This window comes from Streptomyces glomeratus (genome assembly GCF_021462825.1).
Lineage (GTDB): Bacteria > Actinomycetota > Actinomycetes > Streptomycetales > Streptomycetaceae > Streptomyces > Streptomyces glomeratus.
Map to the genome: position 1 here is coordinate 302,441 of NZ_JAKEEB010000003.1, position 25,143 is coordinate 327,583.

At 72.2% G+C, this 25,143-nt stretch carries 29 protein-coding genes; 16 read left to right on the top strand and 13 right to left on the bottom strand.

Translation table 11 applies throughout. The features are described from left to right. Positions 1–109: 109 nt before the first annotated feature. The 7 genes from LZ604_RS05160 to LZ604_RS05190 form a co-directional block, all read right to left on the bottom strand. Positions 110–1,048 (bottom strand): CHRD domain-containing protein, encoded by a 939-nt coding sequence (locus LZ604_RS05160; RefSeq protein ID WP_234512943.1) that lies wholly within the window; start codon positions 1,046–1,048, stop codon positions 110–112. A 112-nt stretch (positions 1,049–1,160) separates the two neighbouring features. Further along, a complete protein-coding gene (locus LZ604_RS05165) occupies positions 1,161–2,063 on the bottom strand; it encodes an ECF transporter S component (protein ID WP_234512944.1) in 903 nt (300 codons plus the stop codon). Continuing rightward, positions 2,063–3,772 (bottom strand): ABC transporter ATP-binding protein, encoded by a 1,710-nt coding sequence (locus LZ604_RS05170; RefSeq protein ID WP_234512945.1) that lies wholly within the window; start codon positions 3,770–3,772, stop codon positions 2,063–2,065. The genes LZ604_RS05165 and LZ604_RS05170 overlap by 1 nt, the downstream gene beginning before the upstream one ends. Continuing rightward, on the bottom strand, positions 3,769–4,887 hold the full coding sequence (locus tag LZ604_RS05175) for a CbiQ family ECF transporter T component (protein WP_372482091.1): 1,119 nt from the start codon (positions 4,885–4,887) through the stop codon (positions 3,769–3,771). Before LZ604_RS05175 ends, LZ604_RS05170 begins: the two co-directional genes overlap by 4 nt. After that, complete coding sequence (locus LZ604_RS05180; protein ID WP_234512948.1) at positions 4,860–5,537, bottom strand: SCO2322 family protein; 678 nt, start codon at positions 5,535–5,537, stop codon at positions 4,860–4,862. Before LZ604_RS05180 ends, LZ604_RS05175 begins: the two co-directional genes overlap by 28 nt. Then, complete coding sequence (locus LZ604_RS05185; RefSeq protein WP_234512950.1) at positions 5,534–6,769, bottom strand: SCO2321 family membrane protein; 1,236 nt, start codon at positions 6,767–6,769, stop codon at positions 5,534–5,536. The genes LZ604_RS05180 and LZ604_RS05185 overlap by 4 nt, the downstream gene beginning before the upstream one ends. A gap of 391 nt (positions 6,770–7,160) precedes the next feature. Then, complete coding sequence (locus LZ604_RS05190; RefSeq protein ID WP_234512952.1) at positions 7,161–8,183, bottom strand: Strvi_7410 family MBL fold metallo-hydrolase; 1,023 nt, start codon at positions 8,181–8,183, stop codon at positions 7,161–7,163. Between the two features lie 404 nt (positions 8,184–8,587). Between LZ604_RS05190 and LZ604_RS05195 the strand changes: the two genes are divergently transcribed. Together LZ604_RS05195 and LZ604_RS05200 are read left to right on the top strand one after the other, a co-directional pair. Beyond that, a complete protein-coding gene (locus tag LZ604_RS05195; RefSeq protein ID WP_234512954.1) occupies positions 8,588–10,048 on the top strand; it encodes an aldehyde dehydrogenase in 1,461 nt (486 codons plus the stop codon). A 3-nt stretch (positions 10,049–10,051) separates the two neighbouring features. Then, on the top strand, positions 10,052–10,285 hold the full coding sequence (locus tag LZ604_RS05200; protein ID WP_234512956.1) for a ferredoxin: 234 nt from the start codon (positions 10,052–10,054) through the stop codon (positions 10,283–10,285). Between the two features lie 230 nt (positions 10,286–10,515). Here LZ604_RS05200 and LZ604_RS05205 read toward each other — a convergent pair whose 3' ends face one another. Then, the gene (locus tag LZ604_RS05205; protein ID WP_234512958.1) at positions 10,516–11,163 is read right to left on the bottom strand and encodes a TetR family transcriptional regulator; all 648 of its coding nucleotides are present in this window, start codon (positions 11,161–11,163) and stop codon (positions 10,516–10,518) included. A 224-nt stretch (positions 11,164–11,387) separates the two neighbouring features. On the opposite strand from LZ604_RS05205, the gene LZ604_RS05210 reads away from it, so the two are divergent. From LZ604_RS05210 to LZ604_RS05220, 3 genes are read left to right on the top strand one after another with little or no spacing between them, the layout of a single operon-like run. After that, positions 11,388–12,839 carry a glycosyltransferase family 4 protein gene (locus tag LZ604_RS05210; RefSeq protein ID WP_234512959.1) on the top strand — a complete coding sequence of 484 codons (1,452 nt, stop codon included), beginning with the start codon at positions 11,388–11,390 and terminating at the stop codon, positions 12,837–12,839. Beyond that, positions 12,833–13,585, top strand: coding sequence for a class I SAM-dependent methyltransferase (locus tag LZ604_RS05215; protein ID WP_234512960.1), 753 nt, complete (start codon positions 12,833–12,835; stop codon positions 13,583–13,585). The genes LZ604_RS05210 and LZ604_RS05215 overlap by 7 nt, the downstream gene beginning before the upstream one ends. Beyond that, positions 13,582–14,652 (top strand): prenyltransferase/squalene oxidase repeat-containing protein, encoded by a 1,071-nt coding sequence (locus LZ604_RS05220; protein WP_234512961.1) that lies wholly within the window; start codon positions 13,582–13,584, stop codon positions 14,650–14,652. The genes LZ604_RS05215 and LZ604_RS05220 overlap by 4 nt, the downstream gene beginning before the upstream one ends. Positions 14,653–14,725: 73 nt before the next feature. On the opposite strand, the gene LZ604_RS05225 is transcribed toward LZ604_RS05220, so the two are convergent. After that, a complete protein-coding gene (locus LZ604_RS05225; RefSeq protein WP_234512962.1) occupies positions 14,726–15,292 on the bottom strand; it encodes a nucleoside deaminase in 567 nt (188 codons plus the stop codon). On the opposite strand from LZ604_RS05225, the gene LZ604_RS05230 reads away from it, so the two are divergent. Together LZ604_RS05230 and LZ604_RS05235 are read left to right on the top strand one after the other, a co-directional pair. Then, a complete protein-coding gene (locus LZ604_RS05230; RefSeq protein WP_234512963.1) occupies positions 15,284–16,321 on the top strand; it encodes an antibiotic biosynthesis monooxygenase in 1,038 nt (345 codons plus the stop codon). The two genes, LZ604_RS05225 and LZ604_RS05230, sit on opposite strands and share 9 nt — an antisense overlap. A 45-nt stretch (positions 16,322–16,366) precedes the next feature. Beyond that, positions 16,367–17,746: an FAD-binding oxidoreductase gene (locus tag LZ604_RS05235; RefSeq protein ID WP_234512964.1), complete on the top strand. Its 1,380-nt coding sequence runs from the start codon at positions 16,367–16,369 to the stop codon at positions 17,744–17,746. Between the two features lie 22 nt (positions 17,747–17,768). Here LZ604_RS05235 and LZ604_RS05240 read toward each other — a convergent pair whose 3' ends face one another. Further along, positions 17,769–18,062, bottom strand: a complete 294-nt coding sequence (locus LZ604_RS05240) for a hypothetical protein (protein ID WP_234512965.1) — start codon at positions 18,060–18,062, stop codon at positions 17,769–17,771. A 162-nt stretch (positions 18,063–18,224) separates the two neighbouring features. Between LZ604_RS05240 and LZ604_RS05245 the strand changes: the two genes are divergently transcribed. Next, a complete protein-coding gene (locus tag LZ604_RS05245) occupies positions 18,225–18,779 on the top strand; it encodes a hypothetical protein (RefSeq protein ID WP_234512966.1) in 555 nt (184 codons plus the stop codon). A gap of 51 nt (positions 18,780–18,830) precedes the next feature. On the opposite strand, the gene LZ604_RS05250 is transcribed toward LZ604_RS05245, so the two are convergent. The 3 genes from LZ604_RS05250 to LZ604_RS05260 all read right to left on the bottom strand — a co-directional run bounded on the left by LZ604_RS05250 (position 18,831) and on the right by LZ604_RS05260 (position 21,807). Continuing rightward, on the bottom strand, positions 18,831–19,865 hold the full coding sequence (locus LZ604_RS05250; protein ID WP_234512967.1) for an LLM class F420-dependent oxidoreductase: 1,035 nt from the start codon (positions 19,863–19,865) through the stop codon (positions 18,831–18,833). Positions 19,866–19,978: 113 nt separating this feature from the next. Then, entirely contained in the window at positions 19,979–20,734 is a 756-nt protein-coding gene (locus LZ604_RS05255; RefSeq protein WP_234512968.1) for a DUF5336 domain-containing protein, read from the bottom strand. A gap of 158 nt (positions 20,735–20,892) precedes the next feature. Beyond that, positions 20,893–21,807 (bottom strand): N-acetylmuramoyl-L-alanine amidase, encoded by a 915-nt coding sequence (locus tag LZ604_RS05260; RefSeq protein WP_234512969.1) that lies wholly within the window; start codon positions 21,805–21,807, stop codon positions 20,893–20,895. 186 nt (positions 21,808–21,993) lie between these two features. Between LZ604_RS05260 and LZ604_RS05265 the strand changes: the two genes are divergently transcribed. The 8 genes from LZ604_RS05265 (at position 21,994) to LZ604_RS05300 (ending at position 25,123) form a co-directional block, all read left to right on the top strand. After that, entirely contained in the window at positions 21,994–22,524 is a 531-nt protein-coding gene (locus LZ604_RS05265; protein WP_234512970.1) for a DUF6907 domain-containing protein, read from the top strand. Beyond that, entirely contained in the window at positions 22,524–22,673 is a 150-nt protein-coding gene (locus tag LZ604_RS05270) for a hypothetical protein (RefSeq protein ID WP_234512971.1), read from the top strand. Before LZ604_RS05265 ends, LZ604_RS05270 begins: the two co-directional genes overlap by 1 nt. 2 nt (positions 22,674–22,675) lie before the next feature. After that, on the top strand, positions 22,676–22,999 hold the full coding sequence (locus LZ604_RS05275; protein WP_234512972.1) for a hypothetical protein: 324 nt from the start codon (positions 22,676–22,678) through the stop codon (positions 22,997–22,999). Next, positions 22,996–23,361: a DUF6907 domain-containing protein gene (locus LZ604_RS05280; RefSeq protein WP_234512973.1), complete on the top strand. Its 366-nt coding sequence runs from the start codon at positions 22,996–22,998 to the stop codon at positions 23,359–23,361. Before LZ604_RS05275 ends, LZ604_RS05280 begins: the two co-directional genes overlap by 4 nt. A 190-nt stretch (positions 23,362–23,551) precedes the next feature. Beyond that, complete coding sequence (locus LZ604_RS05285) at positions 23,552–24,487, top strand: hypothetical protein (protein ID WP_234512974.1); 936 nt, start codon at positions 23,552–23,554, stop codon at positions 24,485–24,487. Beyond that, positions 24,484–24,786: a hypothetical protein gene (locus tag LZ604_RS05290; RefSeq protein ID WP_234512975.1), complete on the top strand. Its 303-nt coding sequence runs from the start codon at positions 24,484–24,486 to the stop codon at positions 24,784–24,786. Before LZ604_RS05285 ends, LZ604_RS05290 begins: the two co-directional genes overlap by 4 nt. Positions 24,787–24,789: 3 nt before the next feature. Further along, entirely contained in the window at positions 24,790–24,945 is a 156-nt protein-coding gene (locus LZ604_RS05295; protein WP_234512976.1) for a hypothetical protein, read from the top strand. A 1-nt stretch (position 24,946) separates the two neighbouring features. After that, positions 24,947–25,123: a DUF6257 family protein gene (locus tag LZ604_RS05300; RefSeq protein WP_234512978.1), complete on the top strand. Its 177-nt coding sequence runs from the start codon at positions 24,947–24,949 to the stop codon at positions 25,121–25,123. The last annotated feature ends 20 nt before the right edge of the window (positions 25,124–25,143 follow it).

The following is a 25,143-nucleotide window of genomic DNA, read 5'->3' on the forward strand; positions in this document are numbered from 1 at the left end:
CGCCGACGGTGATCGTAGCCGCGCCCGCGGTGGCCGCCGTCGCCTCCGGCGATGACGGCCACCAGGGGGCGACGCCCCTCGGGATGTTCCGGCCCTGTGCCGGCTGTCGTCAGCGCTGCACGAAGACGTAGTCCGCCTGGTAGGGCACTGCGACGATCGACCCCGGGGCGCAGGAGCCCGTGGGGGCGACTCCGCCGACGGTGTTCAGCCGCAGGATCTCCGTGGTGCCGGCGAGCAGCCCGCGGTGCTTGCCCGATTGGGTGGCCTTGAGGTCGAGCTCGGGGATGTTGCCGGCGCCGTTGGGTGTCTTGCCGATCAGGGCGCCCGTGACGGCGCTGCCGTCCGGTGCGACCCACTGCGGGGTGCCGGAGCCGGGCTTGACGAAGGAGTGCCGGATGGCGCCGCCGAGCAGAGCGCTCACGTCTCGCTGGGCGAAGGCGTAGCCGCCGCCGTCGGCCGGCTTGCACTCGTAGATCTGCCTGCCCTTGACCACGGACGCCTGGAAGCTGTGCGCCGCGCTGCGGAACGGGACGGACGTGGTGACCTTGTGAAGCTGGCCGCGGACGGCGCCGCCCGGGAACTCGGCGGTGTGCAGGTTGGCGTAGAAGGAGCCGGGGTCGGTGGTGAGCTTCTTGAGCAGGGCCGGGTCGTTCACCTTCACGGTGCCGGTGACGGTGTGGCCCTTGACCTTGTCCAGCAGCCTGCCGAAGTCGACCTTGACGCCGCCGTTGGTGCCCTTGGCGCCCTGGTGGATGTGGAGCGAGGTCGGCCTGCCGGTGCGGCGCCAGGTCACGGCGACGGACACCTTGTTGCCCTGGACCCTGATGAACTCGAGCGCGGCGCCGTCCTTGTCCCCGACGGCCGGCCCGCCCGCGACGGGTACCTCGTTGGCGCCCCGCAGGCCGGCGGCGAGGATGGTCGCGTCCTTGCCGGTGTGGCCCGTGCCGGCGTAGGCCGGGGTCACCGCGGCGGCGATGCCGCCGACGGCGGCCAACGCGACCGCGGCGACGGTCAGGCTCCGACGGCGTGCCGGGAACATCCCGTTCATGAACATGATTCTGTTGTCTCCCCGTATTTCAGCCGACACCCCCTGCGTCGGCTTCCGGACATGAGTACGGAATGAATCTTGGATTGGACTCAGTCCAGAGCTGTGATGCGCGTCACATTCCTCGCCCCTGGTGCGGGTCGAAGGCCACCGGGCTCTCGAAGGCCGCGCGGCGGGTCGCCCGGCGCAGTGCCTTCAGGACGGCCGGGCCGAGGAAGCAGGTGAGGACGGCCGTGAGGACGGCACGACCCAGGTCCCAGCCCAGGGAGGTGGCCAGGCAGTACGCGAGGAAGCGGGCGAGGTTGGCGACGAGACGGGCGTGCGGGTCGTAGGCGACGTTCGAGGCGAGCGCCCCCATGAACGGCCAGCCGGCCAGGTTCATCACCGTGCCGTACGCGAACGCGGCCACAAACCCGTACCCGGCGAGCAGCGCCACCTCGCCCCGCCCTCGCAGACCGTCCGGCCCCGGCAGCAGTCCCGCGCCCAGCGTGAACCACCCCATGGCCAGCATCTGGAACGGCAGCCAGGGGCCGACCCCGCCGGTCAGCAGCGCGGACGCGAACATCGTCACGTTGCCGAGCACGAACCCGAAGCCCGGCCCGAGCACGCGCCCGCTCAGCACCATCAGGAAGAACATCGGCTCGAGGCCCGCGGTGCCCGCGCCGATCGGCCGCAGGGCGGCGCCGGTCGCTGCCAGCACACCGAGCATGGCCACGGCCTTCGGCCCCAGCCCCGACTCCGAGACCGCCGCCGCCACGACGGCGACGAGCAGAACGAGCAGCCCGGCGAAGAGCCAGGGGGCGTCCTGGGCGTGCGCGCCAAGCCCCGAGGCGGGATCGGCGAACAGCGGCCAGGCGAAACCGACGGCACCGACCGCGCTCACCAGAAGCAGAGCGGTCACGGAACGGGGGCCGAGACGCACGGGACGCGCCTGGGGGGCCGCGTCGGCTCGAGGTCCGGAGGCCGTGACGGCCGGCGGAGCGGCGGACGTGACCGGTTCCGGCGGACGGTGGCTCATCACGACAGCGCCTCCCGCACCTGGGCGACCGTGAGCCACCGCTGCGGGGCGAGGACCTTCGCCACCTGGGGTGCGTACGACGGGGAGGCGACGACCACCTCGGCGGTGGCGCCGTCGGCGACGACCTCGCCGTCTGCGAGGATCACCACGCGGTGCGCGAGATCGGCGGCCAGCTCCACGTCGTGCGTGGCCAGCACGAGGGCGTGGCCGTCGGCGGCGAGCCCGCGCAGCACGGCCACCAGACGGGCCTTGGCCGCGTAGTCGAGACCGCGTGTCGGCTCGTCCAGAAGCAGCAGCGGGGGGCGCGCCGTGAGCACGACGGCGAGCGCGAGCGCCAGCCGCTGCCCCTCCGACAGGTCCCTCGGGTGGGTGTCGTCCGCCACGCCCGGCAGCAGTTCGGACACCAGGGCCCGGCAGCTGCCCGGGGCGGCGCCCGCGTCCCGGTCGGCCGCCGCGCACTCGGCGGCCACCGTGTCCGCGTACAGCAGGTCCCGCGGCTCCTGCGGTACGAGGCCCACACGGCGCACCAGGTCGCGCGGTGCCGTGCGGTGCGGCACCGCGCCGCCGACACGCACACGGCCACGGGCAGGTTCGACGAGCCCGACGAGCGCGGCCAGCAGTGTGGACTTCCCGGCACCGTTGCGGCCCATGAGGGCGACGGTCTCGCCCGGGCCGACGGTGAGGTCGACATGGCGCAGGGCCTCGACGCGGCCGCGACGGACGCCGAGGGACTCGACGACCGCGGCGGGAAGGGGTGTCGCAGGGGTGCCCGCTTCCTCGGCGACGGGTGCCGGGGTGCGTCGGCGCAGAAAGCGGCGCGGGGCGGAGACGGCCGCGGGGCCGGGGTTCACGAGGTGACGCACGCTCCCGGTCTCGCGTGCCGCGGGTGGCGCCTCGGCCAGTTGTTCGCGCAGGGCGCCCGCGCGGCGGCGGGCGTCGCGGACGGTCAGGGGCAGCGGGGACCAGCCCGCCAGCCGGCCGAGGTCCACCACCGGCGGATACACCGGGGAGACCGCCATCACCTCCGCCGGGGTGCCGAGGACCGGACGGGCGCCGGGAGCCGGGAGGAGCACGACTCGGTCGGCGTAGTGCACGACCCGCTCCAGCCGGTGCTCGGCCAGCAGGACCGTCGTCCCGAGGTCGTGGACGAGCCGTTGCAGCACGGCGAGGACCTCCTCGGCCGCCGCCGGGTCCAGAGCGGACGTCGGCTCGTCCAGGACGAGGACCCGAGGGTGCGGGGTGAGCACCGAGCCGATCGCCACGCGCTGCTGCTGTCCGCCGGAGAGGGTGGCGATCGGCCGGTCCCTCAGGCCCGCCAGCCCGAGCAGGTCCAGGGTCTCCTCGACCCGCCGCCGCATCACCTCGGGGGAGAGCCCCAGCGACTCCATGCCGTAGGCGAGTTCGTCCTCGACGGTGTCCGTCACGAAGTGGGACAGCGGGTCCTGCCCGACCGTGCCGACCACGTCGGCGAGTTCGCGCGGCTTGTGCGCGCGGGTGTCGCGTCCGGCCACCGTGACCCGGCCGCGCAGGGTGCCGCCCGTGAAGTGCGGAACCAGCCCGCTCACCGCGCCGAGCACCGTCGACTTGCCGACCCCGGACGGGCCCACGAGCAGCACCAGTTCGCCCTCGGGGACCTCGAAGTCGATGTCCCGCACCACGGGTTCGGCCGCCCCGTCGTACGTCACGGAGACCTTCTCGAAGCGGATCACGCGGCCTCCTCGGGGGCGGGAGTGACGAACGCGGGCAGCAGACCGAGCAGTACCGCCGCCGCAGGGAGCAGCGGCAGCGTCGGGGCGGTCAGGGGGACGACACCGGGATGCAGCGCGGCGGGGTCGTAGGCGGCGCAGACGGCCGGGATCACCGCCGCGGCGATCCCGGAGCCGGCGACCAGCCACGCCCGCGCGCCCCACACGTCCGGACGGTAGCGGGTGCGCGGTGAGCGGCGGCCGCCGAGCCGCAGCCCGGCCAGGGCGGCGGTGAGACCGGCGAGCAGCACGGGCAGCCCGTAGGCGGTTCCTTCCGCGGTCAGCAGTCCGTAGGTGCCCGCGCAGACGCCGAGCAGCCCGCCCAGCGTGAGGGCGGTGGTGGTACGGCGGACGGCCGGCGGGACGGCGGCGGTGCGGCCGAAGCCGCGCGCGTCCATCGCGGCGGCGAGCGCCACCGAGCGTTCCAACGCGCCCTCCAGGACGGGCAGTCCGACCTGGAGCAGACCCCGCAGGCCCCGGTCGGGCCGGCCCCGCAGCCGGCGCGCGGCGCGCAGCCGCCGCACGTCGGCGACGAGATGCGGGGCGAAGGTGAGCGCGACGACGACCGCGACGCCCGCCTCGTACAGCGCGCCCGGGAGGGCCTTCAGCAGCCGGGCCGGGTTCGCGAGGGCGTTGGCGGCGCCCACGCAGACCAGCAGCGTGGCCAGTCGCAGACCGTCGTACAGGGCGAAGACGAGGCTCTCGGCGGTGACCCGGCCGCCGAGGCGGATCCCCTGCGCCCAGTGCGGGAGCGGGACTTCGGGGAGGGTGACGACGGTGTGGGTGCCGGGGATGGGGGAGCCCAGGACCACCGCGAACAGCAGGCGGATGGCCAGGACGGCGAGGCCCATCCTGGCGAAGGCGGAGTAGGAGCGGGACCAGGGGGCGGAGGTGCGGCGGGCGGCCACGACGTAGGCGGACACGGCGACGAGCAGGGCCAGCAGAAGCGGGTTGGTGGTGCGGGTGGCGGCGGTGGCGAGACCGAGGGCCCACAGCCACCAGGCGCCCGGGTGCACGGCCGGCCGGCCGCGGCCGGGACGGGACGCCACCGTCAGCCCCTGCGGCGGCGTGCCTGCCACAGCGCCGCGCCGCCCAGTGCGGCCACGGCGGCGACGCCCGCGAGGACGCCCACCGACGGGCCGTGGTCCGCCGCGCTGTTCGCCGGCGCCTGCTCCTTCCGAGCCGTGCTCTTCGCCGGGGCCTGTTCCTTGCCCGTCGCCCGGCCGGTCGTCACCTGCTCGCCACACCCCTTGCCCGGATAGCCCGCGATCGCGCACAGCAGGGCGTTGGTGTCATAGCGCAGGGGCCCCGCGACCGCGGCGAGCGCGTCCGCCGTCGTCGCGTCCTCCGGTACGCGGGCGCAGGCCGTGCGCGCGGCGGGAGGGGTCTCGCCGGAGGGCGCGTCCGCCGCCGTACCGAAGTCGAGGACCAGGGCCACGCGCTTGTCGCCGCCCCGCGCGGGGGTCCCGGCGCAGATCGTCGCGAAGTCCGCGGTGCCGCGCGGCTTCGTGGCGTCCCCGGAGTCCTCGCTCACCGCGAACCTCAGGCCCTGGACGTCCCCGTCGGAAGGGCGGCTGGTCGACGGTCCCTCGGTTGCGTACGTCCAGGCGCTGCCGTGCCGCTCCCAGAAGGACCAGTAGCGGTAGCCGACGGCCCGGGCCTGGCCTGCGGCTCCCAGCAGGAGGAGCAGCGCGGCCAGGAACGGGACGAGGGTGCGGCTGCGGCTCACGGCTGTCGTCCCTTGCGGCGGCCGCTGAGCAGGAAGCCGACGCCGATACCCGCGACGAGACAGACGCCGACGGTCCACCACACACCGAAGCCGGAGCCCGAGCCGGTCTTCTTGCCCGGCGCGTCGGTCTTCTCGGTCCTGCCGGTCCTCCCGGCCGCCTGCGGGGCCGGGCCCGTCGCGTTGAGCGCGGTGACCAGGTCGGAGCCGCCGAAGTGGCGCGGGTCGGTGCCCATCGCGTGTGCGGCGAGGATCAGCTGGGCGTAGGCGGCCGGGCCGTTCTGCCGCGCCCACGGCCCGTGGTGCGTCTCCAGCCAGTGCAGGGCGCCGGTCGCCCGCTCGCCCCGGCCGGCGGTCGCGAGCGCGATGACCGCGTCCGCCGTGTTGCCGTAGTCGGGCTGGTCCTTGGCGCCGGGCAGCGCCGACGTGAGGTGCTGGTCCTTGGCCAGGGCCTTGCCGAGGTATGCGGCGCCGTTGCGTGCGGCCTGCCCGGGGTCGGTGGCCTCCTTGCACGCCGGGGCGGTGCCGTCCGGCCGGGCCGCGGCCCCGGCCAGTCCCTTGCCCAGCGCGCCGACGACGGCCGCCGCCGTCGCGTCCGCGTTGGCCGTGAGCCCGCCCTTCTTGTCGGGCTGGTAGGCGAAGGCGCCCGCCCCGTCTCCGTGACAGGGGAGCGCGAGCTTCAGCAGCGCGTCGTACGGGGACTTGCCGTCCTTGTGGACGTCCCCCGGCCGCTCGCCGGCCGCCGTGAGCGCCCCGATCACCACGGACGTGGAGTTGGCGTCGCTCGGGGAGCCCGCGGTGTAGCCCCAGCCGCCGTCCTTGTTCTGCACGGACTTCAGCCAGGTCAGCGCCTTGCCGGTCTGGGCGCCGTGGCCGCCGAGCGCGGCCAGGGCCTGCACGGCCGCCGCGGTGTTGTTCGTGTCGACGGGCGTCTTCGCATCGCACTTCGCCGTCGGCTGCGCCCGGTACGGGGCGAACGCCCCGCTGTCGCACTGCTGTCCCGTCAGCCAGTCCACGGCCTCGGTGGCGGGCAGCACACCGGTCGTGTGCTGCGCGAGCAGGGCGAGCGACTGACGCCATACACCGTCGTACGTGGGGTCCGCGGTGCCGTAGAGGCCGTGCGGCAGCGAGGGCGAGGCGGAGGGGGAAGGGGTGGCGGCGACGGCTGCCGCGGCGGGGCCCCCGCCGAGGACGGCTATGGCGGCCAGTACCGCTGCGCTGCGGCGAACGATCATGATCGGCGGGTGCCTCTCCCTTGGTGTCCGGGAGCAGGGCGGCACGGGGCACCCCCCGGGCGGCTCGGCTCCGTAGACCTCGACGGTGCCGTACACCGGCGGGCCGCCGGTGCGCGTGAGCCGGTCACGTCCCGTGCGTGGCGTTCCGGCTCACCGCCCCCAGAGGGTGGTTCACGGTTGCGGGTCAGCGCCGGATTTGCACCGGCTTTCCCCCGTACGGGTGTGAGTACGACGCGGCTACTGTACCCGCCGGTATCGGTGGACCCGAGGGGCCCCCGTGTACGTCGCTCGGCCGGGAAGCAGGGGCGCCGCGCCACCGAAGGGGAGGAAGACCGCGGTGGCCGTCTCGGGTCGTCACCGTGACCGGGACGTCGGCCATCGGCGAACGGTTTCACACCGCCGTGTACGCCACCGGATACGTACCCGGTACCGCCTGTGCGCGGCCCAGCTTCACCAGGCGGCGCAGATGGGCCTCCGCCTCCGAGACCGCGATGTTCCGGGAGCCGTAGGGGATGTCGTCCCAGGGGCGGTTCCACTCCATGCGCGCGGCGAGCTGCCAGGGGGTCAGCGGCGTGCCGAGGAGGGCGAGCAGACCGGTCAGCCGCTGCTCGTGGTGCGTCAGCAGCTCCCGGACGCGGGCGGGCGCGTCGGTGAACGGCTGCTGGTGTGCCGGGAGCACCTCGGCGGGGGCGAGCCGGCCGACACGCTCCAGGGAGTCGAGGTAGTCGCCCAGCGGATCGGTGACCCCCGGGGTGTCCTCCAGGTCCCCGTACAGGCCGATGTGCGGGGTGATCTCCGGCAGCAGGTGGTCGCCGGAGAACAGGCGGCCGTGGCCCGGCAGTCCGGCGGGATGCTCCTCCTCCAGGTGGAGACACACATGGCCGGGCGTGTGCCCAGGGGTCCAGATCGCGCGCAGGCGGCGGCCCGGGAGGTCGAGCAGCTCGCCCGGGACGATCTCGCGGTCGGGCAGGGCGGGGGAGAGGCCGGGCAGCGAGCGAGGAGTGCGCAGTGGCGCGAGGTGTTCCTCGGGTGCGCCGGCCGCCGCGAGCTTGGCGCTCATATAGGCGAACCAGTGCTCGGGGCGGGCCTGCCGGGTGCGCCGTACGACCGCGGTGTCCGCCGCGTGCATCGCGACCCATGCGCCGGAGGCCTCACGGACCCTGCCCGAGAGTCCGTGGTGGTCGGGGTGGTGATGGGTGATCACGACCCCGTGGATCTCCGCGGCCGAGGTGCCGCACGCGGCGAGCCCTTCGCTCAGGGCGTCCCAGGAGTCCGGGTCGTCCCAGCCCGTGTCGACCAGCACCGGACCGCGGTCGGTGTCGACGACGTACACCAGCGTGTGGCCGAGGGGATTGTCCGGGATGGGAACCCTGAGGGACCGCACGCCCCCTCCGTGATCGGCCGTCCGCGTCATGCGTCCCCCCATCGCCGTCCTCCGGCCACTATAACTAGAACATGTTTCGAAGGTAGCCCGAGTAGACCGCCCGGAGCTCGGCTCAGTCGTCGCACGCCCAGGACACCCACGACGCCCAGGACGCCCGGGCCGTCGCCGCCTCCGCCCGGGCACACGACTCACCTTCGCCGGTGCCGGACTGCTCGCCGCCCGGACCCCGTCCGCATTCCCGCCTTCGGCGCGCTCCGGGCCGTCGGCGAGCGGGGCGCCACGGTGGCCGGGTGCCGTCGGCGGCGATGACCTGGCACGGCCCAGGCGGTCTTCCCGCCCCCGTCCGTGGACTCCGCGTGCCGGAGCTGGTATCAGTGGCGGTGTCGGCGATATCTGATGGATCGTCAGAGAGAGTCGCGGGGAGGCAGTCGGCCATGACCGAGCTCGTGGAACACGGACAGCTGTTCATCGGCGGGGAGTTGACCGATCCCCTGGGCAAGGACGTCATCGAGGTGGTCTCCCCGCACACCGAGGAGGTCATCGGACGCGTGCCGCACGCCTCGCGCGAGGACGTCGACCGCGCCGTCGCCGTCGCGCGCCGCGCCTTCGACGAGGGGCCCTGGCCGCGGACGACGCTCGGCGAGCGGATCGAGGTCGTCACGAGGATCAAGGACGCGATCGGCGCCCGGCACGAGGAGATCGCCCGCGTGATCTCCTCCGAGAACGGCTCCCCGTACTCCTGGAGCGTCCTGGCGCAGGCGCTCGGCGCGATGATGGTCTGGGACGCGGCGATCACGGTCGCGCGGGGCTTCCGCCACGAGGAGCGGCGCGACGGGGTCCTCGGGAGGATCCTCGTGCGGCGCGAGCCGGTCGGGGTGGTGGCGGCCGTCGTGCCGTGGAACGTCCCGCAGTTCGTCGCCGCCGCCAAGCTCGCGCCCGCGCTGCTCGCCGGCTGCACGGTGGTGCTCAAGCCGTCGCCGGAGTCCCCGCTCGACGCCTACCTCCTCGGTGAGATCGCCCACGAGGCCGGGCTGCCGGAGGGAGTGCTGTCGATCCTGCCCGCGGACCGCGAGGTGAGCGAGTACCTGGTCGGGCACCCCGGCGTCGACAAGGTGTCCTTCACCGGGTCCGTGGCGGCGGGCAGGCGCGTGATGGAGGTCGCCTCGCGGAACCTGACCCGCGTGACCCTGGAGCTGGGCGGCAAGTCGGCGGCCGTGGTGCTGCCCGACGCGGATCTCTCCCAGGCCGTGGCGGGGATCGTCCCGGCCGCCTGGATGAACAACGGCCAGGCGTGTGTGGCCCAGACCCGCATCCTGGTGCCGCGCTCGCGCTACGACGAGTTCGCCGACGCCTTCGCCGCCGCTGCGAGCGCGCTGGTGGTCGGGGACCCGCTGGACCCGGCCACCCAGGTGGGCCCGCTGGTGGCCAGGCGCCAGCAGCAGCGCAATCTCGACTACATCCGGATCGGCCAGGAGGAGGGCGCCAAGATCCTCACCGGCGGTGGGCGTCCGTCCGGCCTGGAGCGCGGCTGGTACGTGGAGCCGACCCTCTTCGGCGATGTCGACAACGCCATGCGCATCGCCCGCGAGGAGATCTTCGGCCCCGTCATCTGTCTGCTTCCGTACGGCGACGAGGGCGAGGCCGTGAGGATCGCGAACGACTCCGACTACGGGCTGAGCGGGAGCGTGTGGACCGCGGACGCCGAGCACGGCGTCGAGATCGCCCGGCGGGTGCGCACCGGCACGTACTCGGTGAACACCTTCAGCCTCGACATGCTGGGCCCCTTCGGCGGCTACAAGAACTCCGGCCTCGGCCGGGAGTTCGGGCCCGAAGGCTACGGCGAGTTCCTGGAGCACAAGATGATCCATCTGCCCGCCGGTTACGGAGAGGCGTAGGGCATGGGCGACCGCTGGCACATCGAGGTCGACCGCGGCCTGTGCATCGGCTCCGCGCAGTGTGTCCACCGGGCGCCCGACGCCTTCCGGCTCGACTCCGCCCGGCAGTCCCACCCCGTCGAACCGGACGCCGACGCGGGTGAGCCGGTCCTGGAGGCGGCGGAGAACTGCCCGGTGGAGGCGATCCTGATCACGCTGGCGGGAAGCCGGGAACCGGTGTTCCCGCCGGAGGACTAGATGCCCGAAATAGGCTAAAAAATCAAGGTCTGGGGGCTTCCATCCGGAGGGGTCGGAGCTACACTGATAAGTGCCTACGGGATGAGCAAAGACGTTCAACCGGAGTAGCCGACTTTGGCGTGAAGTTACGATTTCCGCTTGGGCCGACATCGACGGTCGAGCGAAAAAACGTTGGAAGATCGCAAGATCGGAAAACGGTCGGAACTTGTCTCGTAGGTCTTTTTCGTGCCCTAGTCCCGCCCGACGGCCGGACGCGTGAGGTCGATCAGCCGGCACACCGTCTCGATGTCGATCTTGACCTGGGCGATGGAGGCGCGCCCCGAGAGCCAGGTGATCAGCGCCGAGTGCCAGGTGTGCTCGATCACGCGGACCGCGGCCAGCTGCTCCGGCGTCGGGTCCTCCAGCCCCATCGCATCCAGGATGATCGCCGTCGTCTGCCGGGAGACCTGGTCCACCTCCGGCGAGACACTGCGGTCGGCGAAGGTCAGGGCGCGCACCATGGCGTCGGCGAGATGCGGCTCGCGCTGCAACGCCCGGAAGGCGCGCATCAGCGTCTCCGCCACCCGCTCGGCCGCCGTCTCACCGGCCGGCGGCTTCTTCCCGAGGGTGCGGTGCAGGTGCTCCAGCTGGTCCTGCATGGTCGCGACCAGCAGATGCACCTTCGACGGGAAGTAGCGGTAGAGGGTGCCGAGTGCCACCTGCGAGGACTCCGCGACCTCCCGCATCTGCACCGCGTCGAAACCGCCCCGGCCGGCCAGCTGCGCGCTTGCGTGCAGGATCCGGCGGCGGCGCGCCTCCTGCCGCTCGGTGAGCGGGGGCGAGGCCGGCTGCACCGCCGGCCGTGCGGTACTGGATGGCACCTTGGCTTCCGCAGGCATGGGTCCCGTTCCGTGTTCCGTGACCGTGGGTGAGGGGGAATGACCGCACAGCTCAGACGGCATGGCAGGGGCCCGCGCCGTGGCGCGAATCACCCGATCCCCTGCTCACACTGCCCTTACCTGCCGGTAGATTCAGAGCCTCTTCAACGATCAAGTCTGAAACTTGTTCTAGATTACCGTCCCGTCGTAATCTCGCGGGAAATCGCAGGGAGAAGGGGCCGAGAGTGACCGCTGAGGCCAGGGAGGCCGGTCCCGGGGAGGGCTCGGCCGCGGACGGGGAACGCCCGCTGCGCATCGCGCTCCTGACGTACAAGGGAAACCCGTTCTGCGGCGGCCAGGGCGTGTACGTACGTCACCTCTCGCGCGAGCTGGCCCGGCTCGGCCACCGGGTCGAGGTCATCGGCGCGCAGCCGTACCCCGTGCTCGACGAGGGCGAGGACCTCGCGGGTCTCTCCCTCACCGAACTGCCGAGCCTGGACCTGTACCGCCAGCCCGACCCCTTCCGCACCCCGCGGCGCGAGGAGTTCCGCGACTGGATCGACGCCCTCGAGGTCGCGACGATGTGGACCGGCGGCTTCCCCGAGCCGCTGACGTTCTCGCTGCGCGCCCGACGGCATCTGCGCGCCCGGCGCGGCGACTTCGACGTCGTCCACGACAACCAGACGCTCGGCTACGGACTGCTGGGCGACGTGGGCGCCCCCCTGGTCACCACCATCCACCACCCCATCACCGTGGACCGGCAGTTGGAGCTGGACGCGGCCGAGGGCTGGCGGCGGAGGGCGTCCGTCCGGCGCTGGTACGCGTTCACACGGATGCAGAAGCGGGTGGCGCGCCGGCTGCCGTCGGTGCTCACCGTCTCCGGCACCTCCCGCCAGGAGATCGTGGGCCACCTGGGTGTCTCCCGGGACCGTATCCACGTCGTGCACATCGGCGCCGACACCGACCTCTTCTCGCCGGATCCCTCGGTGCCGCAGGTGCCGGGCCGGATCGTGACGACCTCCAGCGCGGACGTGCCGCTCAAGGGACTCGTCTTCCTGATCGAGGCGCTCGCCAAGGTGCGGACCGAGCACCCCGGCGCGCATCTCGTCGTCGTCGGCAAGCGCGCGAAGGACGGCCCGGTCGCCCAGGCCATCGAGCGGTACGGGCTCGAGGGCGCCGTCGAGTTCGTCAAGGGCATCTCGGACGCCGAGCTGGTCGACCTGGTGCGCTCGGCCGAGGTGGCGTGCGTGCCGTCGCTGTACGAGGGCTTCTCGCTGCCGGCCGCCGAGGCGATGGCGACCGGTACGCCGCTGGTGGCCACCACCGGTGGCGCGATACCGGAGGTCGCCGGACCCGACGGCGAGACCTGCCTGGCGGTGCCGCCCGGAGACGCCGGCGCGCTGGCCGCCGCGCTCGGCCGGCTGCTCGGGGACCCGCAGCTGCGGGCACGGCTCGGCGTCGCGGGCCGTGAGCGGGTGCTGCGCCGCTTCACCTGGGCCAGGGCGGCCGAGGGCACGGTGGCGCGGTACCGCGAGGCGATGGCCGGCAGTGCCGTCCCCGTGGCGGCGCACCCCGGCCGTTCCGCCGTCACGCGTGCCGCCCGTCCCCTGGGCTCGCCCGGTGCCGGAGCCGCGACGGCCGGTGCCGCACTTGTGACCGACGTCGATTCCAACCGTGAAAGCAGGGCCACGTGCTGACCGTCGACTTCTCCCGGTTCCCGCTCGCCCCGGGCGACCGTGTGCTGGACCTCGGCTGCGGTGCCGGACGGCACGCCTTCGAGTGCTACCGGCGCGGCGCCCGGGTCGTGGCCCTGGACCGCAACGGCGAGGAGATCCGAGAGGTCGCCAGGTGGTTCGCGGCGATGAAGGAGGCCGGTGAGGCCCCCGCGGGAGCCACCGCGACCGCCATGGAAGGAGACGCCCTCGCGCTGCCCTTCCCCGACGCCTCCTTCGACGTCGTGATCATCTCCGAGGTGATGGAGCACATCCCGGACGACAAGGGCGTCCTGGCCGAGATGGTCCGGGTGCTCAAGCCGGGCGGCCGTATCGCGATCACCGTGCCGCGCTACGGCCCCGAGAAGGTCTGCTGGGCCCTGTCCGACGCCTACCACGAGGTCGAGGGCGGCCACATCCGCATCTACAAGGCCGACGAACTCCTGGCGAAGATGCGGGGGGCGGGCCTGCGGCCGTACGGCACGCACCACGCGCACGCACTGCACTCGCCGTACTGGTGGCTGAAGTGCGCCTTCGGTGTCGACAACGACAAGGCGCTGCCGGTGCGCGCGTACCACAAGCTCCTGGTCTGGGACATCATGAAGAAGCCGCTCGCCACCCGGGTCGCCGAACAGGCGCTGAACCCGCTGATCGGCAAGAGCTTCGTGGCGTACGCGACCAAGCCGCACCTGCCGCGGCTCTCCGAGCAGTCCGAGGCGGCCACCCAGTGACGACCCCCCGGACGGAACACCTCGTCCTGCCCGGGGTCCTCACCGCCGAGCAGGCCGCCGCGACCGTCGGCGGGATCCTCGCCGTGCAGCGGGAGGACGGAGCCATACCGTGGTTCCGCGGGCACCACCTCGACCCGTGGGACCACGTCGAGGCGGCCATGGCGCTCGACGCGGCCGGGGAGCACCCGGCGGCCGAGCAGGCGTACGACTGGCTGGCCCGGCACCAGAACGAGGACGGCTCCTGGTACGCGGCGTACGCCGACGGCGACCCGGAACACGTCACCGACCGCGGCCGCGAGACGAACTTCGTCGCGTACGTGGCCGTCGGCGTGTGGCACCACTACCTGGCCACCGGCGACGACACCTTCCTGGACCGGATGTGGCCGACGGTGTACGGGGCCGTGGAGTTCGTGCTCCGGCTGCAGCAGCCCGGGGGGCAGATCGGCTGGAAGCGGGAGGACGACGGCACGGACCTCTCGGACGCCCTGCTGACCGGGTGCTCGTCCATCCACCACGCGCTGCGCTGCGCCCTGGCCATCGCCGAGCAGCGCGAGGAGCCGCAGCCGGACTGGGAACTGGCGGTGGGGGCGCTGCGGCACGCGATACGCCGGCACCCCGAGCGGTTCCTGGACAAGGGCCGCTACTCGATGGACTGGTACTACCCCGTCCTCGGCGGTGCCGTGACGGGCGCGGAGGCGAAGGAGCGCATCGAGGCGGAGTGGGAGCGCTTCGTGGTACCCGGTCTCGGGGTGCGGTGCGTGGTCCCCAACCCGTGGGTGACCGGCGGCGAGTCGGCCGAACTCGCGTTGGCGCTGTGGGCGATGGGAGAGTCCGACCAGGCGCTGGGCATCCTCCAGTCGATCCAGCACCTGAGGGACCCGGAGACGGGCCTTTACTGGACGGGCTATGTCTTCGAGGACCGGGCGATCTGGCCGCGGGAGCTGACCTCCTGGACGGCGGGTTCGCTGCTGCTGGCCGTGGCGGCGCTGGGCGGCGACGAACCGACCTGCGCGGTCTTCGGCGGCGAACGCCTGCCCCGGGGCCTGGACCCGGACTGCTGCGCCTAGGTCACGCCGGTGTCGGACCATCAGGCCTCCATGGCGGCCCGGTCAGGTCTCCACGGCGGCCGGGGCGTGACCGTCAGTACGGATGGTGGTTCGGCTTGTCGCGCCACGCCTGGTAGGCCCTGTCACCCAACTCCGGGTACATCTGCTCGATGGTGATGCTGCGCTGGTCCAGCGGCCGCTGGAAGTCCTCGTACTGGAAGTCGTCACTGAAGCCGATGTCCTTGGTGGCCTTCCAGTCACAGCTGTAGTAGACCGCGTCCATCCGCGCCCAGTAGATGGCGCTCATGCACATCGGACAGGGCGCGCCGCACGTGTAGATCGAGCACCCCTGGAGCATGCGGGCACGCTCCGGCAGGATGTCCGGGGACCCCTCGGGACGAGGCACCAACTCCAGTGTGTACTCGTTCTGGTGCTCTTCGGAGACCGTGGGCGCATCCGGGTTGAGGAACTGGATCGCCTTGCGGATCGCTTCCACCTCGCCGTGCGCGGTGGGGTCTGCCGTGAGGAGCACCCGGTTCTGTCCCCGAGCGATGATCTCGCCGTCGCAGGTGATCACGGCACCGAACGGACCGCCCCAGCCTTTCTCGACGGATTCGGTGGCCAGTTGCGCCGCTGTGGCCAGGTACTCCCTGTGTCCCATCTCGGTGCCTCCGATCAGGCGCTACTTTTGCGCCATATGTGCCTTCTATCTACTCTAGGAGTGGTGAGTCCGCATGCAACCCCTGGCTCCCACAACGAGAGCGCGACCGTCGTGACCTCCCAAAAGGTGCGCCCGGGTTGTGAAGACGACTACCGGCGCTGGCAGGATCGAACGAACGAGGCCGCAGGCGAATTCGACGGGTTCGAGGGCATGGAGCAGTACCCGCCGACTGCCGAAGGCAACGAGTGGGTCGTCGTCTTTCGCTTCTCCCGTCTGGATCAGCTCACCACGTGGCTGGGCTCCGGCAGGCGCCGTGAACTCCTCGAAGAGGCAAGCGCCCTGTTCGAGGAACCCCCGACACAGGAAGTTCTCGCGGGCGGCACTCCGGTGCGTGACGCCGTCACCGCGGTGATCTCGCACGACGTGCGACCCGACCAGGAACATGCGTTTGCGGGCTGGCAGGAGAAGATCCTGGCGGCTCAGCGAAAGTTCCCCGGCTTCATGGGCTCGGAGCTGTTCCGGCCCGTGAAGGGCGTTCAGGACAAATGGGTCACCGTCTTCCGCTTCGACAACCGTCAACACCTGGACGCATGGCTTGAATCCCCCGAACGCCGAAGGCTCCTCGACGAAGGGCGAGAGAGCTTCGTGTCCTACGACGTGCGTAAGGTCGGATCCGCGTTCGGCAGCTGGTTCCGCTTCGAGCAGGGTGAGGAAGAGGGCGCTCCGCCCAACTGGAAGCAGGCCATGTCCGTGGTGCTGGCCCTCTATCCCACGGTCAAGATCCTCAACATCACGGTGGGCCCCCCGCTCGATGCTCTCGGCGTTCCCGGATATCTCGCCCTGTTCATCTCGAACGTGCTGAGCGTGTGCATTCTGACGTGGCTGCTGATGCCGCTGGTGAACAGAGCCCTCACCTTCTGGCTGGTTCCCGGACGGCGGCGATCCCTCCGCATCGACGTGGCAGGCGCCGCAGTGGTGGTGATGTGCTGGCTGGCGTTCATCGCGATCTTCGGTCTGACCACCGGCTGACCGAAGGGGCCCCAGTCCGGAGGCCGTCGCCACGAGGAGGTCGTCATGAGCGAACGCAGCCCTCGTCCACGCACCGAGGGCGTGCTCTTGCGCAGGGGCGACGCGGACTACGAGACCAGCCGTGCGAGCGCGGTCTGGAACGAACTCAAGCCGGACCGGTACCCCGACGTGATCGTCAAGGTCGCCTGCGAACGGGATGTCCCGGAAGTCCTCGGGCTGGCCCGGGCCCGGGGTCTGCAGGTCGCCGTCCGAGCGGGTGGGCACAGCTGGTACGGCTCATCACTGCGGGACGGAGGCGTCCTTCTCGACCTCTCCGGACTCGACCGGTGGAGCATCGACGCCGGCTCGGCGACGGCGACCGTGCAGCCCGGTGTCATCGGCAGTGGGTTCGCCATGGAGCTCGCCCGGCACGGTCTCGCCTTCCCGGCAGGTCACTGCGCCTCCGTCGCTCTGGGCGGATACCTGCTCAGCGGCGGCCTCGGCTGGAACTCCCGTCTGTGGGGAGCGGGCTGCGCGGGCATACGGGAGATCACCGCTGTGACGGCCGACGGTGAAGTGCTCAGGTGCACCGAGGACGAGCACCCCGGCCTGTTCTGGGCGGCGCGGGGAGCCGGTCCCGGCTTCTTCGCCGTCGTCACCGGCTTCCGTCTCCGTCTTCGACCGCGACCGACCGCACTCGCCACGACCTCCTACGTCTTCCCCCTCGAGGCAGTCGGCCCCGTGGCCCGCTGGGCCGCCGCGACGGCGCGTGAGCTGCCTGCGAACGTCGAGCTGTCCTTCGTACTGGCCACACAGGACGCATTCCGCGCGATGACCGGCCCGCAGCCCAAGGTGGTCGTCGTCACCGCCACCGCGTTCGCGAACTCCCACCCCGAGGCCCTTCGCGCCCTTCACCCGCTGCGGAGTTGCCCGCTCTCCGAGCGCCCGCTGTCCCGGCAACTCGACACGCCGACGTCTCTTGCCGCTCTCTACGACACCTCCACGGGCATATGGCCCGAACACCACCGCTACGCGGCCGACACGCTGTGGTCGAACGAGGACCACGCTTCGCTCCTGGTGCGACTGGGCGAGGCGTTCGCCGGGGCACCCTCCGGGAAGTCCATCGTGCTGGCGCCCGTCTCACCGGTTTCACAGGAGGACGAGTTGCTGCGGAACATGGCGTTCTCCGTGCTCGGAGCGAGTTACGCCGTGCCGTACGCGATCTGGGACGATCCGGCGCACGACGAGGCCAACGTGCGCTGGTTGCGCGAGGCCATGGGCACAGTGGAGCCGTTCGGGACCGGGCACTACATCGGCGAGGCGGACCTGACCGCCGACCCCTTGCGTGCCCGCCGGTCGTTCACGCCCTCCGACTGGGAGCGTCTGCGATCTCTGCGTGCCGAGTACGACCCGCAGGGTCTCTTCTTCTCCTACCTGTCCGCCTGAGGCGGGTCCTCCCGGCGCCGGCTCAGTGGCGCTGGATGCGGTTGGCGATGGCGTGGCCGACGAAGAGGTAGACCACGGCGGCCAGACCGTATCCGGCGACGACGCGGGCCCAGGCCTTGTCGAAGGTGAACAGGTCACGCGACCAGCCCGCGAGCCACGTGGCGGTGTCGTGGACGAACTGGACCAGGGCGTTGCCCGGGTTCGCGTCCAGCAGGTACATCAGGATCCACAGGCCCAGGATGAGGGCCATGACATCGGCGACGACCGCTATGACCGTGCCGGCTTGATTGGCACCGTTGCGATATCGAGGGGACATGTCCTCCGGATTGCCCGCCGCCCTTCGTTGAAACCCTGGAGGACCCGCGAAACCCTTGCGGGACAAGGGCGTCACCCGATCGGCCCCTCCGGGGCGGCGCGGCCCCGCGCGACGGGTGAGGCTGCCGGTGGAGCAGTCGCCTTTCCCGACCCGGAGGAGCCCGTGCCGGCATCGATACGCCCCTTCGCCCTGGCGCTCGCCCTGTGCGGCACCCTGATCGCCGGGGTCGTCGCCTGCGGGAGCGGCGGCGCCACCCGGGAGGTCGCCGCCTACATCACGGTCCCCTCGCCCTCGCCGAGCACCCCGGCGCAGTGGCAGAGGCTCGCCAAGGCCCGATTCGCGGTGAACGCGGGTCTCGCGGCCGGGGCGGTCCACCAGTGGATCGTGAAGCCGTGGAAGGCCGGGGCGTTCTCGAAGAAGGCGAAGGGACGCAACGCCGCGCTGGTGAAGGCGGCCCTGGCGGGCTCGTTCGCGTACCACCGGCTCCTGGCCGCCCGGCGCAACGCCCAGGGCGACCCCGCGCTGTCCCGGGCCATCGCCCCGCTCGCCCCGTCCATCGACTCCCTCAAGTCCCTGCCGGGCAGGCTGCGCAAGGGCGACGAGTCGGCCGTCGGCTCCTTCGACGCCGTCATCCGCAAGGTGAAGGCCGCGGGAAAGAGCGCGGGCGTCCCCGTCCGGCCCCTGGTCCCGTCGAGCCCTCAGCTCGCCCGGGGCTGACCGGGACGGTGCCGCCCGAGGGGGTCTCCGGCGCGCACTGCCGGACACCCCCTAGCCGTTCAGCTCGGCCAGCACCCGCAGCGTGTGCGGGTCGGGGGACAGGGCCAGCAGATCCGTGACCGGGCCCTTGCGCCACAACTCCAGGCGTTCCGCGATACGCGGGCGCGGCCCCACGAGGGAGATCTCGTCCGCGAAGGCGTCGGGCACGGCCAGCACCGCCTCCTCCCGCCGGCCCTCCAGGAACAGCCGCTGGATCCGGTGCGCCTCCTCCTCGTAGCCCATGCGCGCCATGAGGGCGGCGTGGAAGTTACGGGCCGCGTGGCCCATCCCGCCGATGTAGAAGCCGAGCATCGCCTTCACCGGCAGCAGTCCCTCGGCCACGTCGTCGCAGACCTTGACCCGGGCCATCGGCGCGACGAGGAAGGGGCGCGGGCCGCCGTCGCCGCCGGTCTCCCGCAGCCCGGCCAGCGACGCCTCGTACACCTCGGGACGGGTCGGCGACCAGTACAGCGGCAGCCAGCCGTCCGCGATCCGTACCGTCTGCGCCACGTTCCTCGGGCCCTCCGCGCCCAGCAGGACGGGAAGGCCGGCTCGCAGCGGATGCGTGATCGGCTTCAGCGGCTTGCCGAGTCCGGTGCCGTCCGCGCCCCGATAGGGCAGGGAGTGGAAGCGCCCGTCCAGCGTCACCGGGGCCGCGCGCCGCAGCACCTGGCGCACGACGTCGACGTACTCGCGGGTCGCGGTCAGCGGGGAGGCGGGGAACGGCCGTCCGTACCAGCCCTCGACGACCTGCGGCCCCGACAGGCCGAGGCCGAGCATCATGCGCCCGCCGGAGAGGTGATCGAGGGTGAGCGCGTGCATCGCCGTGGCGGTGGGGGAGCGCGCGGCCATCTGGGCGACCGCCGTCCCCAGCTTGATCCTCGACGTGCGTGCGGCGATCCAGGTCAGCGGGGTGAAGGCGTCCGAGCCCCAGGACTCGGCGGTCCACACGGAGTCGTAGCCGAGCCGTTCGGCCTCCCGCGCCAGCGTGACCTGGTCCGCCGCGGGCCCGCGGCCCCAGTAGCCGAGCGCCAGTCCCAGCCGCATCACGCCTCCGTACCATCGATGACTGACGCTACGTCAGTTCGCTGCCGAGGTGCGACTGTACGACGACGGCCCCCCGCCCGGAAGGGGCGAGGGGCCGTTCCTGCGAAGGGCGTTCAGCCGCGCTGGATACCGCTCGTGTCCTGGAGCACGCCACGGCGGCCGTCCTGCGTCTGCGCCACCAGTGCGGAGCCGCGCTGCTCGACCGCCAAGTACCAGGTGCCCGGGGCGAGTTCGGCGATCGGCGTCGGCGAGCCGTCCTCGGCGTACAGCGGACGCGGCACCGGCACGGCGAACCAGAACGGCGAGAAGTCCGGGGCGGGAGCCTGCTGCGGCTGAACGCCGAACGGCTGCGTCTGCTGGGCCTGGCCGCCGTAGGGCTGCTGGGCGCCCGGGTAGCCGTAGCCCGTCTGCTGCTGTGCGCCGTAGGGCTGGGGCGCGGCGGGCTTGGGCGCGGGGACGAGGGCGGCCTGAAGGGCCGGGACGAGCGGGGTGGCGATGGCGGCGCCGGCCAGCACGAGGGCGGCGATGAAGCCGAGGACGAGACCGGAGCCGGCGTCCAGGCTGCTCGGGACGTCCACCAGGAACCAGAACAGGCTCCACGCGGCGAGGATCGTGAACGCCGCGCCGACCGTCCCGAGGTCCAGACCGGCGATCTTGCGTGGCTGCGGCAGGCAGCGGTTGGCGACGATCAGAGCGGCACCGATGACTCCACCCATGTACAGGCCGAGGCCTACACCGAGGGTGTCCCAGGCGTTCGAGGCGCCGCTGAAGCCCGCGGCCGAGTAGAAGTCCAGGAACGACGCGATGAACAGCAATACCGCTGCTCCGATCACCACGCCGTCGCCTCTAGTGAGGGAGCGGATATTCACTTCGGGTCCTTCGTCTGTCGTCTCTTCGCCGGTGGAGGCGTCGCTGTCACCATGTCGCCCTCGGGCCGCGGTGCGAAGCGCGTGGGCGGCCCCTCATCGTAGGGTCGACACTATCGTCCGCCCGGCCGGGGTGTCCGCCGGGTCCACATGGGTGATCGTTACCCGCGCAGGAAACTCACGATTCCCTCAGAGATTCCCTGCGCCGCCTTCTGCCGCCACGCGCCGCTGGTCAAGCGTGCCGCGTCCGTGCTGTCGCGCATGTTGCCGCACTCGATGAACACCTTCGGAACCGTGGACAGGTTGAGCCCGCCGAGATCACTGCGCACGTCGAGACCCGTGCCGTCGCCCACATAGTTCGAGGGCTTGCTCCCGGTGACGCGGGTGAAGCTGTCCTCGATGCGTTCGCCCAGGTCTCGCGAGGGGCCCACGATGGGACGGGTGTCGGCGGTTCCCTTGTGCACCGAGGCCGGGAGGATGACATGGAAGCCGCGGTCGCCCTGCGCCGCGCCGTCCGCGTGGACGGAGACCGCCGCGTCCGCGTGCGCCGCGTTGCCAATGCGCGCCCGCTCGTCCACGCACGGGCCCCAGGCGCGGTCGCCGTCCTGGGTGAACTTCACGGTCGCGCCCTGCCGTTCGAGGATCGTGCGCAGCCGGCGCGCCACGTCCAGCGTGAACCGGGCCTCGGTGTAACCCGAGTTGGTGGATGTGCCGGTGGTGTCGCACTCCTTGCGGGCCGTTCCGATGTCCACCGGGCGATTGATCTCGGCGGTGTGCCGGAAGTTGCCGGGGTTGTGCCCCGCGTCGACGAGGACGACCTTTCCCTTGAGCGAGCCGGACAGGGCCGGGGCGGGGGAGGAGGGGGAGAGCTTTCCGTCGTCCGCCGAGGGCGCGGCCGCGGGCGGGCCCGTCCTGGGTGCCGCGCCGGCCGGTCTGCCGCCGGTGTCGGCCACCGCCTCGTACACCAGCCAGCCGAGCAGGGCGGCCGGCACCAGGGCGGCGATCGCGACCGTCAGCGGCCCGCGCCGCGGGGGGCGGGGCTCGGGGGCATCGAAGTCCGGTCCAACGTACGACATGCCTGCCACCATACCTGTCGTCCATGGTGTGCATAGGGATTGATTCGCAAGTAGAAACCCCAGGTCAGAGGCTCCGAAAGGGCTCACGCGCACACAGTCTGTGAGACACGCGTGAGACGGCGTACTGCCGGTGCGGGAACACCGGCAGCGCCTAGATCCGACCCTTCATCACCAAGGAGTCAGACCATGGGCACCAAGGTACAGCCCTCCATCAGTCAGCACATCGCCGCTCTCGCCGGCATCCCCGCGCAGCCGACGGCCGCGGACATGTCCGCGCCGGCCGAGCCGCGCACGTGGACGCTCACCGACCGCCGCACCGGCCAGCCCTTCACCTACACCTGCATGACGGGCTGCACCATCAACCACCAGCGGGACGCCGAGCGGCCCGTGTACCGCGAGGACATCTGGTGCTGGTTCTGGGACGAGTCCCTGACCCTCCCGGTCAACGAGAACGGCACCCCCGAGGAGTTCCGCGTCCTGTCCACGGTCATCAAGGTCGAGCCGTGGTCGGCGAAGGTGTCCGAGCGGCTGCCCTACGCGGTGATCGAGCTGGTCGACGACCACTTCATCGACGGCCTGGACCCGGACGGCTTGGAGACGGTCATCAACACGCTGGCCGCCCGGGTCGAGCGGATGCGGGAGACGCACCGCCGCCTGGTCGAGGTCCGCGCCGAGTACAAGGAGCAGGCCGCGCGCCACGAGGGCGGTGCCGTCTGATGCCCAGGCGTAACCGCAACGTGAACCGCTCCCGCTACCTGCAGGTCGAGTCGGTCGACCTCACCCGCGTCGAGGAGACGCCGGCCCTTCCGCAGCTGCCCGCGAAGCCGGCTTCCCGGCGTCGTGCGATGCGCGTCCGGGGGTGGTAAGCGTGGACGCCGATGTCCGCGACCTGCTCGCGGCGGTCCTGGAGGCCATCGACCTGCCGCATCCGGCGACGACCGGCGGCGCCGAAGTGCACGACCGGCTGCTGTCGGCCCGTGTCGTGTACGCCCGGCTCGCCCTGCGCAGCGCCCTCGGCGACACCGACCTCGGTCCCGACATGGGCCCGGCATGGAACGCCCGGTACCTGCGGGAGCGGCTCGCCGAGCACCCGGTCACCGGGTACGTCACCGTCGACCAGGCGCAGGCCGCCCTCGACGAGGGCAAGACCTGGTCCGAGGCTGTCAGCCTCCCCACCGGGGAGGGCCAGTGAGCGCCCCCCGCACGATCACGATCGTCACCGTCGACCACGGCCCGGTCGAGCTGGTCGAGCCCGACTGGTGCATCGGGCACCACTGGCAGCGCGACCCGTACCGCGACGACCTCACCCATAACAGTGTGCGGGTGAAGGCCGGCGCGACCACGGAAACGCACGGCTGGCTGCCGATGCTGGAGGCCCGGGTGTCGTGGGCTCCGTTCAAGGAGCTGGTGCCGGTCATCTCCCTGATCGTCGACGTGGAGCACGACTTTGCTGCGGAGGACGGCCGCGCGGTCGCCGAGGGCCTGCGCCTGGCCGCCAGCCGCATCGAGGCCGTGGCCGCCGAGGCGATCCGCCTGCGGGAGGGCCTCGCATGAAGGCCAAGTGGCCCGTCCGCCGGCCGACCGAGCATGCCGCCCTGCGCGCGTGCCGGTCGGCCCGGCCCCTCCCCCCTGTTCCTGCCCTCATGGCCGCCCTGGTCGACGCCGTCGACCGGCGTGACCTCGAGGGCGTTTGTCTCGCGTCGCACCGTGTGGTGCGCGCAGCTGCCCCCAAGGAGATGGGCGAATGAGCAACTGGAAGAAGGCAACACCCTGGGTGCTGCCGTCCATCCTCACCAGCATTGCCGTGGCCTGGGCCATCGACGCTATCGGCGGCATCCTCGCCAACCAGGCCGCGGCCCCGTTCGCGTACAGCGTCGCCGCCCTGTATGACGCCGTCTGGCTGTACGCCCTCGCGCAGGAGACCGCGCACCGCCGGCAGGGCTCCAAGGCCACTCTGCCGAAGGTGATCGGCTGGGTGTTCCTGCCGTTGACCGTGGCCGTGCTGGCCGCCCGCGGGCTGCTCGCCGGTGACGTCCTGGCCGCCGCGGTCGGCGCGCTGATCCCCGTCCTGGCCAAGGTGACGCTGGTGATGGCCATCGACCGGGACCGCACCCGGATCAGTGCCCGCGCGCAGGCCGCCATCGACCGGACCCGCGCCGCAACCCGTGACCGTATCGCCGTCTCGCGGGCTGTGGCCGCGACACGGGCCGACGAGACGAAGGCCGCGGCGGAGATCCTGAAGGCGACGCGGGAGGCGGAAGCGGAGGCGGTCACCGTCACCCACGACGCCTACGAGCGGTACGCCGAGGTGATCGAGCAGCACCCCCTGCCGGAGCCTGCTGGGGAGCTGCCTGGCCTGGTCTCTGACAGCGACCTGGAGGCCCTGCTGTCCGGGGGTGTGCCGGGGGCTGTTCCTGCACTTGGCACGGGGGGTTCCGACCTGTCCGGCACGCCGTCCGGCACGGGTGGCGGCACGGCCGCGAAGGCTGCGAACGACCAGGCGGTGGCGCTGCTCGCCGCGCAGCTGTACGCGACCAACCCGCCGCCGTCGAAGCGGAAGTTCAGGGAGGCCATGCGCGCCGAGATGAACGCCCGCCAGCTGACCGGGTCGTGGGAGACCATCGACGCCCTGTACGACCGGGAGAAGGCCCTCGCTGGCCCGGGCGGGGGGCAGCCGTGAGCGCCATCGAGAAGGCCGCCCGGGAGGCGGTCGAGGCCGCCGACAACACGGAGCTGACCCGTCAGATCGTGGCCATCCTCGCCGCGCAGCAGCTCCTCAACCAGCAGCAGCCGCAGCAGCCGGCCGCCCCGGCGCAGCGGTTCGACGCGAAGAAGTGGGTCGTCATCGGGGGCGTGGTCGTCTCCGTCGGCCTGGTCGGCGCCCTGTTCGCCGTGGCCATCGCCGTCGGCGCCGTCTGCGCCACCGCTTGCCTGCTCATCCTGCGCTCCATGTGGCGCGACTTCCAGAAAGGGAACTGACCCATGTCCAGTAGCCACCAGGTCACCGTCATGTCCTGCCGGGGCGGCCGCAAGTACGAGTACCGGTGCTCCTGCGGCGCCAAGGGCTGGCAGGTCGACAGCTCCTACCAGGCGCAGCGGCAGGGCGAGGACCACAAGGCGAAGAAGGAGCGTGGCTGACATGGCCGACGACATCGAGTTCTCGGACTTCACCCTCGGCGAGAAGGCCCGTATCGGCGTCCTGATCGCCCGCGCCGCGAAGCGTGGCGCCGCCGGCCCCGACGTCGACATCAGCGACCTGACGCGCCGCATCGAGCGGATCGAGAACACGGCCCGGCGCCGCAAGCACGGCAAATAGCTACGCCCCGGGGGCGGCCC

Coding starts and splice junctions, on each gene's coding strand:
- LZ604_RS05160 (WP_234512943.1), bottom strand. CDS start 1,048: ATGAACGGGATGTTCCCGGCACGCCGTCGGAGCCTGACCGTCGCCGCG.
- LZ604_RS05165 (WP_234512944.1), bottom strand. CDS start 2,063: ATGAGCCACCGTCCGCCGGAACCGGTCACGTCCGCCGCTCCGCCGGCC.
- LZ604_RS05185 (WP_234512950.1), bottom strand. CDS start 6,769: ATGATCGTTCGCCGCAGCGCAGCGGTACTGGCCGCCATAGCCGTCCTC.
- LZ604_RS05190 (WP_234512952.1), bottom strand. CDS start 8,183: ATGACGCGGACGGCCGATCACGGAGGGGGCGTGCGGTCCCTCAGGGTT.
- LZ604_RS05195 (WP_234512954.1), top strand. CDS start 8,588: ATGACCGAGCTCGTGGAACACGGACAGCTGTTCATCGGCGGGGAGTTG.
- LZ604_RS05200 (WP_234512956.1), top strand. CDS start 10,052: ATGGGCGACCGCTGGCACATCGAGGTCGACCGCGGCCTGTGCATCGGC.
- LZ604_RS05205 (WP_234512958.1), bottom strand. CDS start 11,163: ATGCCTGCGGAAGCCAAGGTGCCATCCAGTACCGCACGGCCGGCGGTG.
- LZ604_RS05225 (WP_234512962.1), bottom strand. CDS start 15,292: ATGGGACACAGGGAGTACCTGGCCACAGCGGCGCAACTGGCCACCGAA.
- LZ604_RS05235 (WP_234512964.1), top strand. CDS start 16,367: ATGAGCGAACGCAGCCCTCGTCCACGCACCGAGGGCGTGCTCTTGCGC.
- LZ604_RS05240 (WP_234512965.1), bottom strand. CDS start 18,062: ATGTCCCCTCGATATCGCAACGGTGCCAATCAAGCCGGCACGGTCATA.
- LZ604_RS05250 (WP_234512967.1), bottom strand. CDS start 19,865: ATGCGGCTGGGACTGGCGCTCGGCTACTGGGGCCGCGGGCCCGCGGCG.
- LZ604_RS05260 (WP_234512969.1), bottom strand. CDS start 21,807: ATGTCGTACGTTGGACCGGACTTCGATGCCCCCGAGCCCCGCCCCCCG.
- LZ604_RS05265 (WP_234512970.1), top strand. CDS start 21,994: ATGGGCACCAAGGTACAGCCCTCCATCAGTCAGCACATCGCCGCTCTC.
- LZ604_RS05270 (WP_234512971.1), top strand. CDS start 22,524: ATGCCCAGGCGTAACCGCAACGTGAACCGCTCCCGCTACCTGCAGGTC.
- LZ604_RS05285 (WP_234512974.1), top strand. CDS start 23,552: ATGAGCAACTGGAAGAAGGCAACACCCTGGGTGCTGCCGTCCATCCTC.
- LZ604_RS05295 (WP_234512976.1), top strand. CDS start 24,790: ATGTCCAGTAGCCACCAGGTCACCGTCATGTCCTGCCGGGGCGGCCGC.
- LZ604_RS05300 (WP_234512978.1), top strand. CDS start 24,947: ATGGCCGACGACATCGAGTTCTCGGACTTCACCCTCGGCGAGAAGGCC.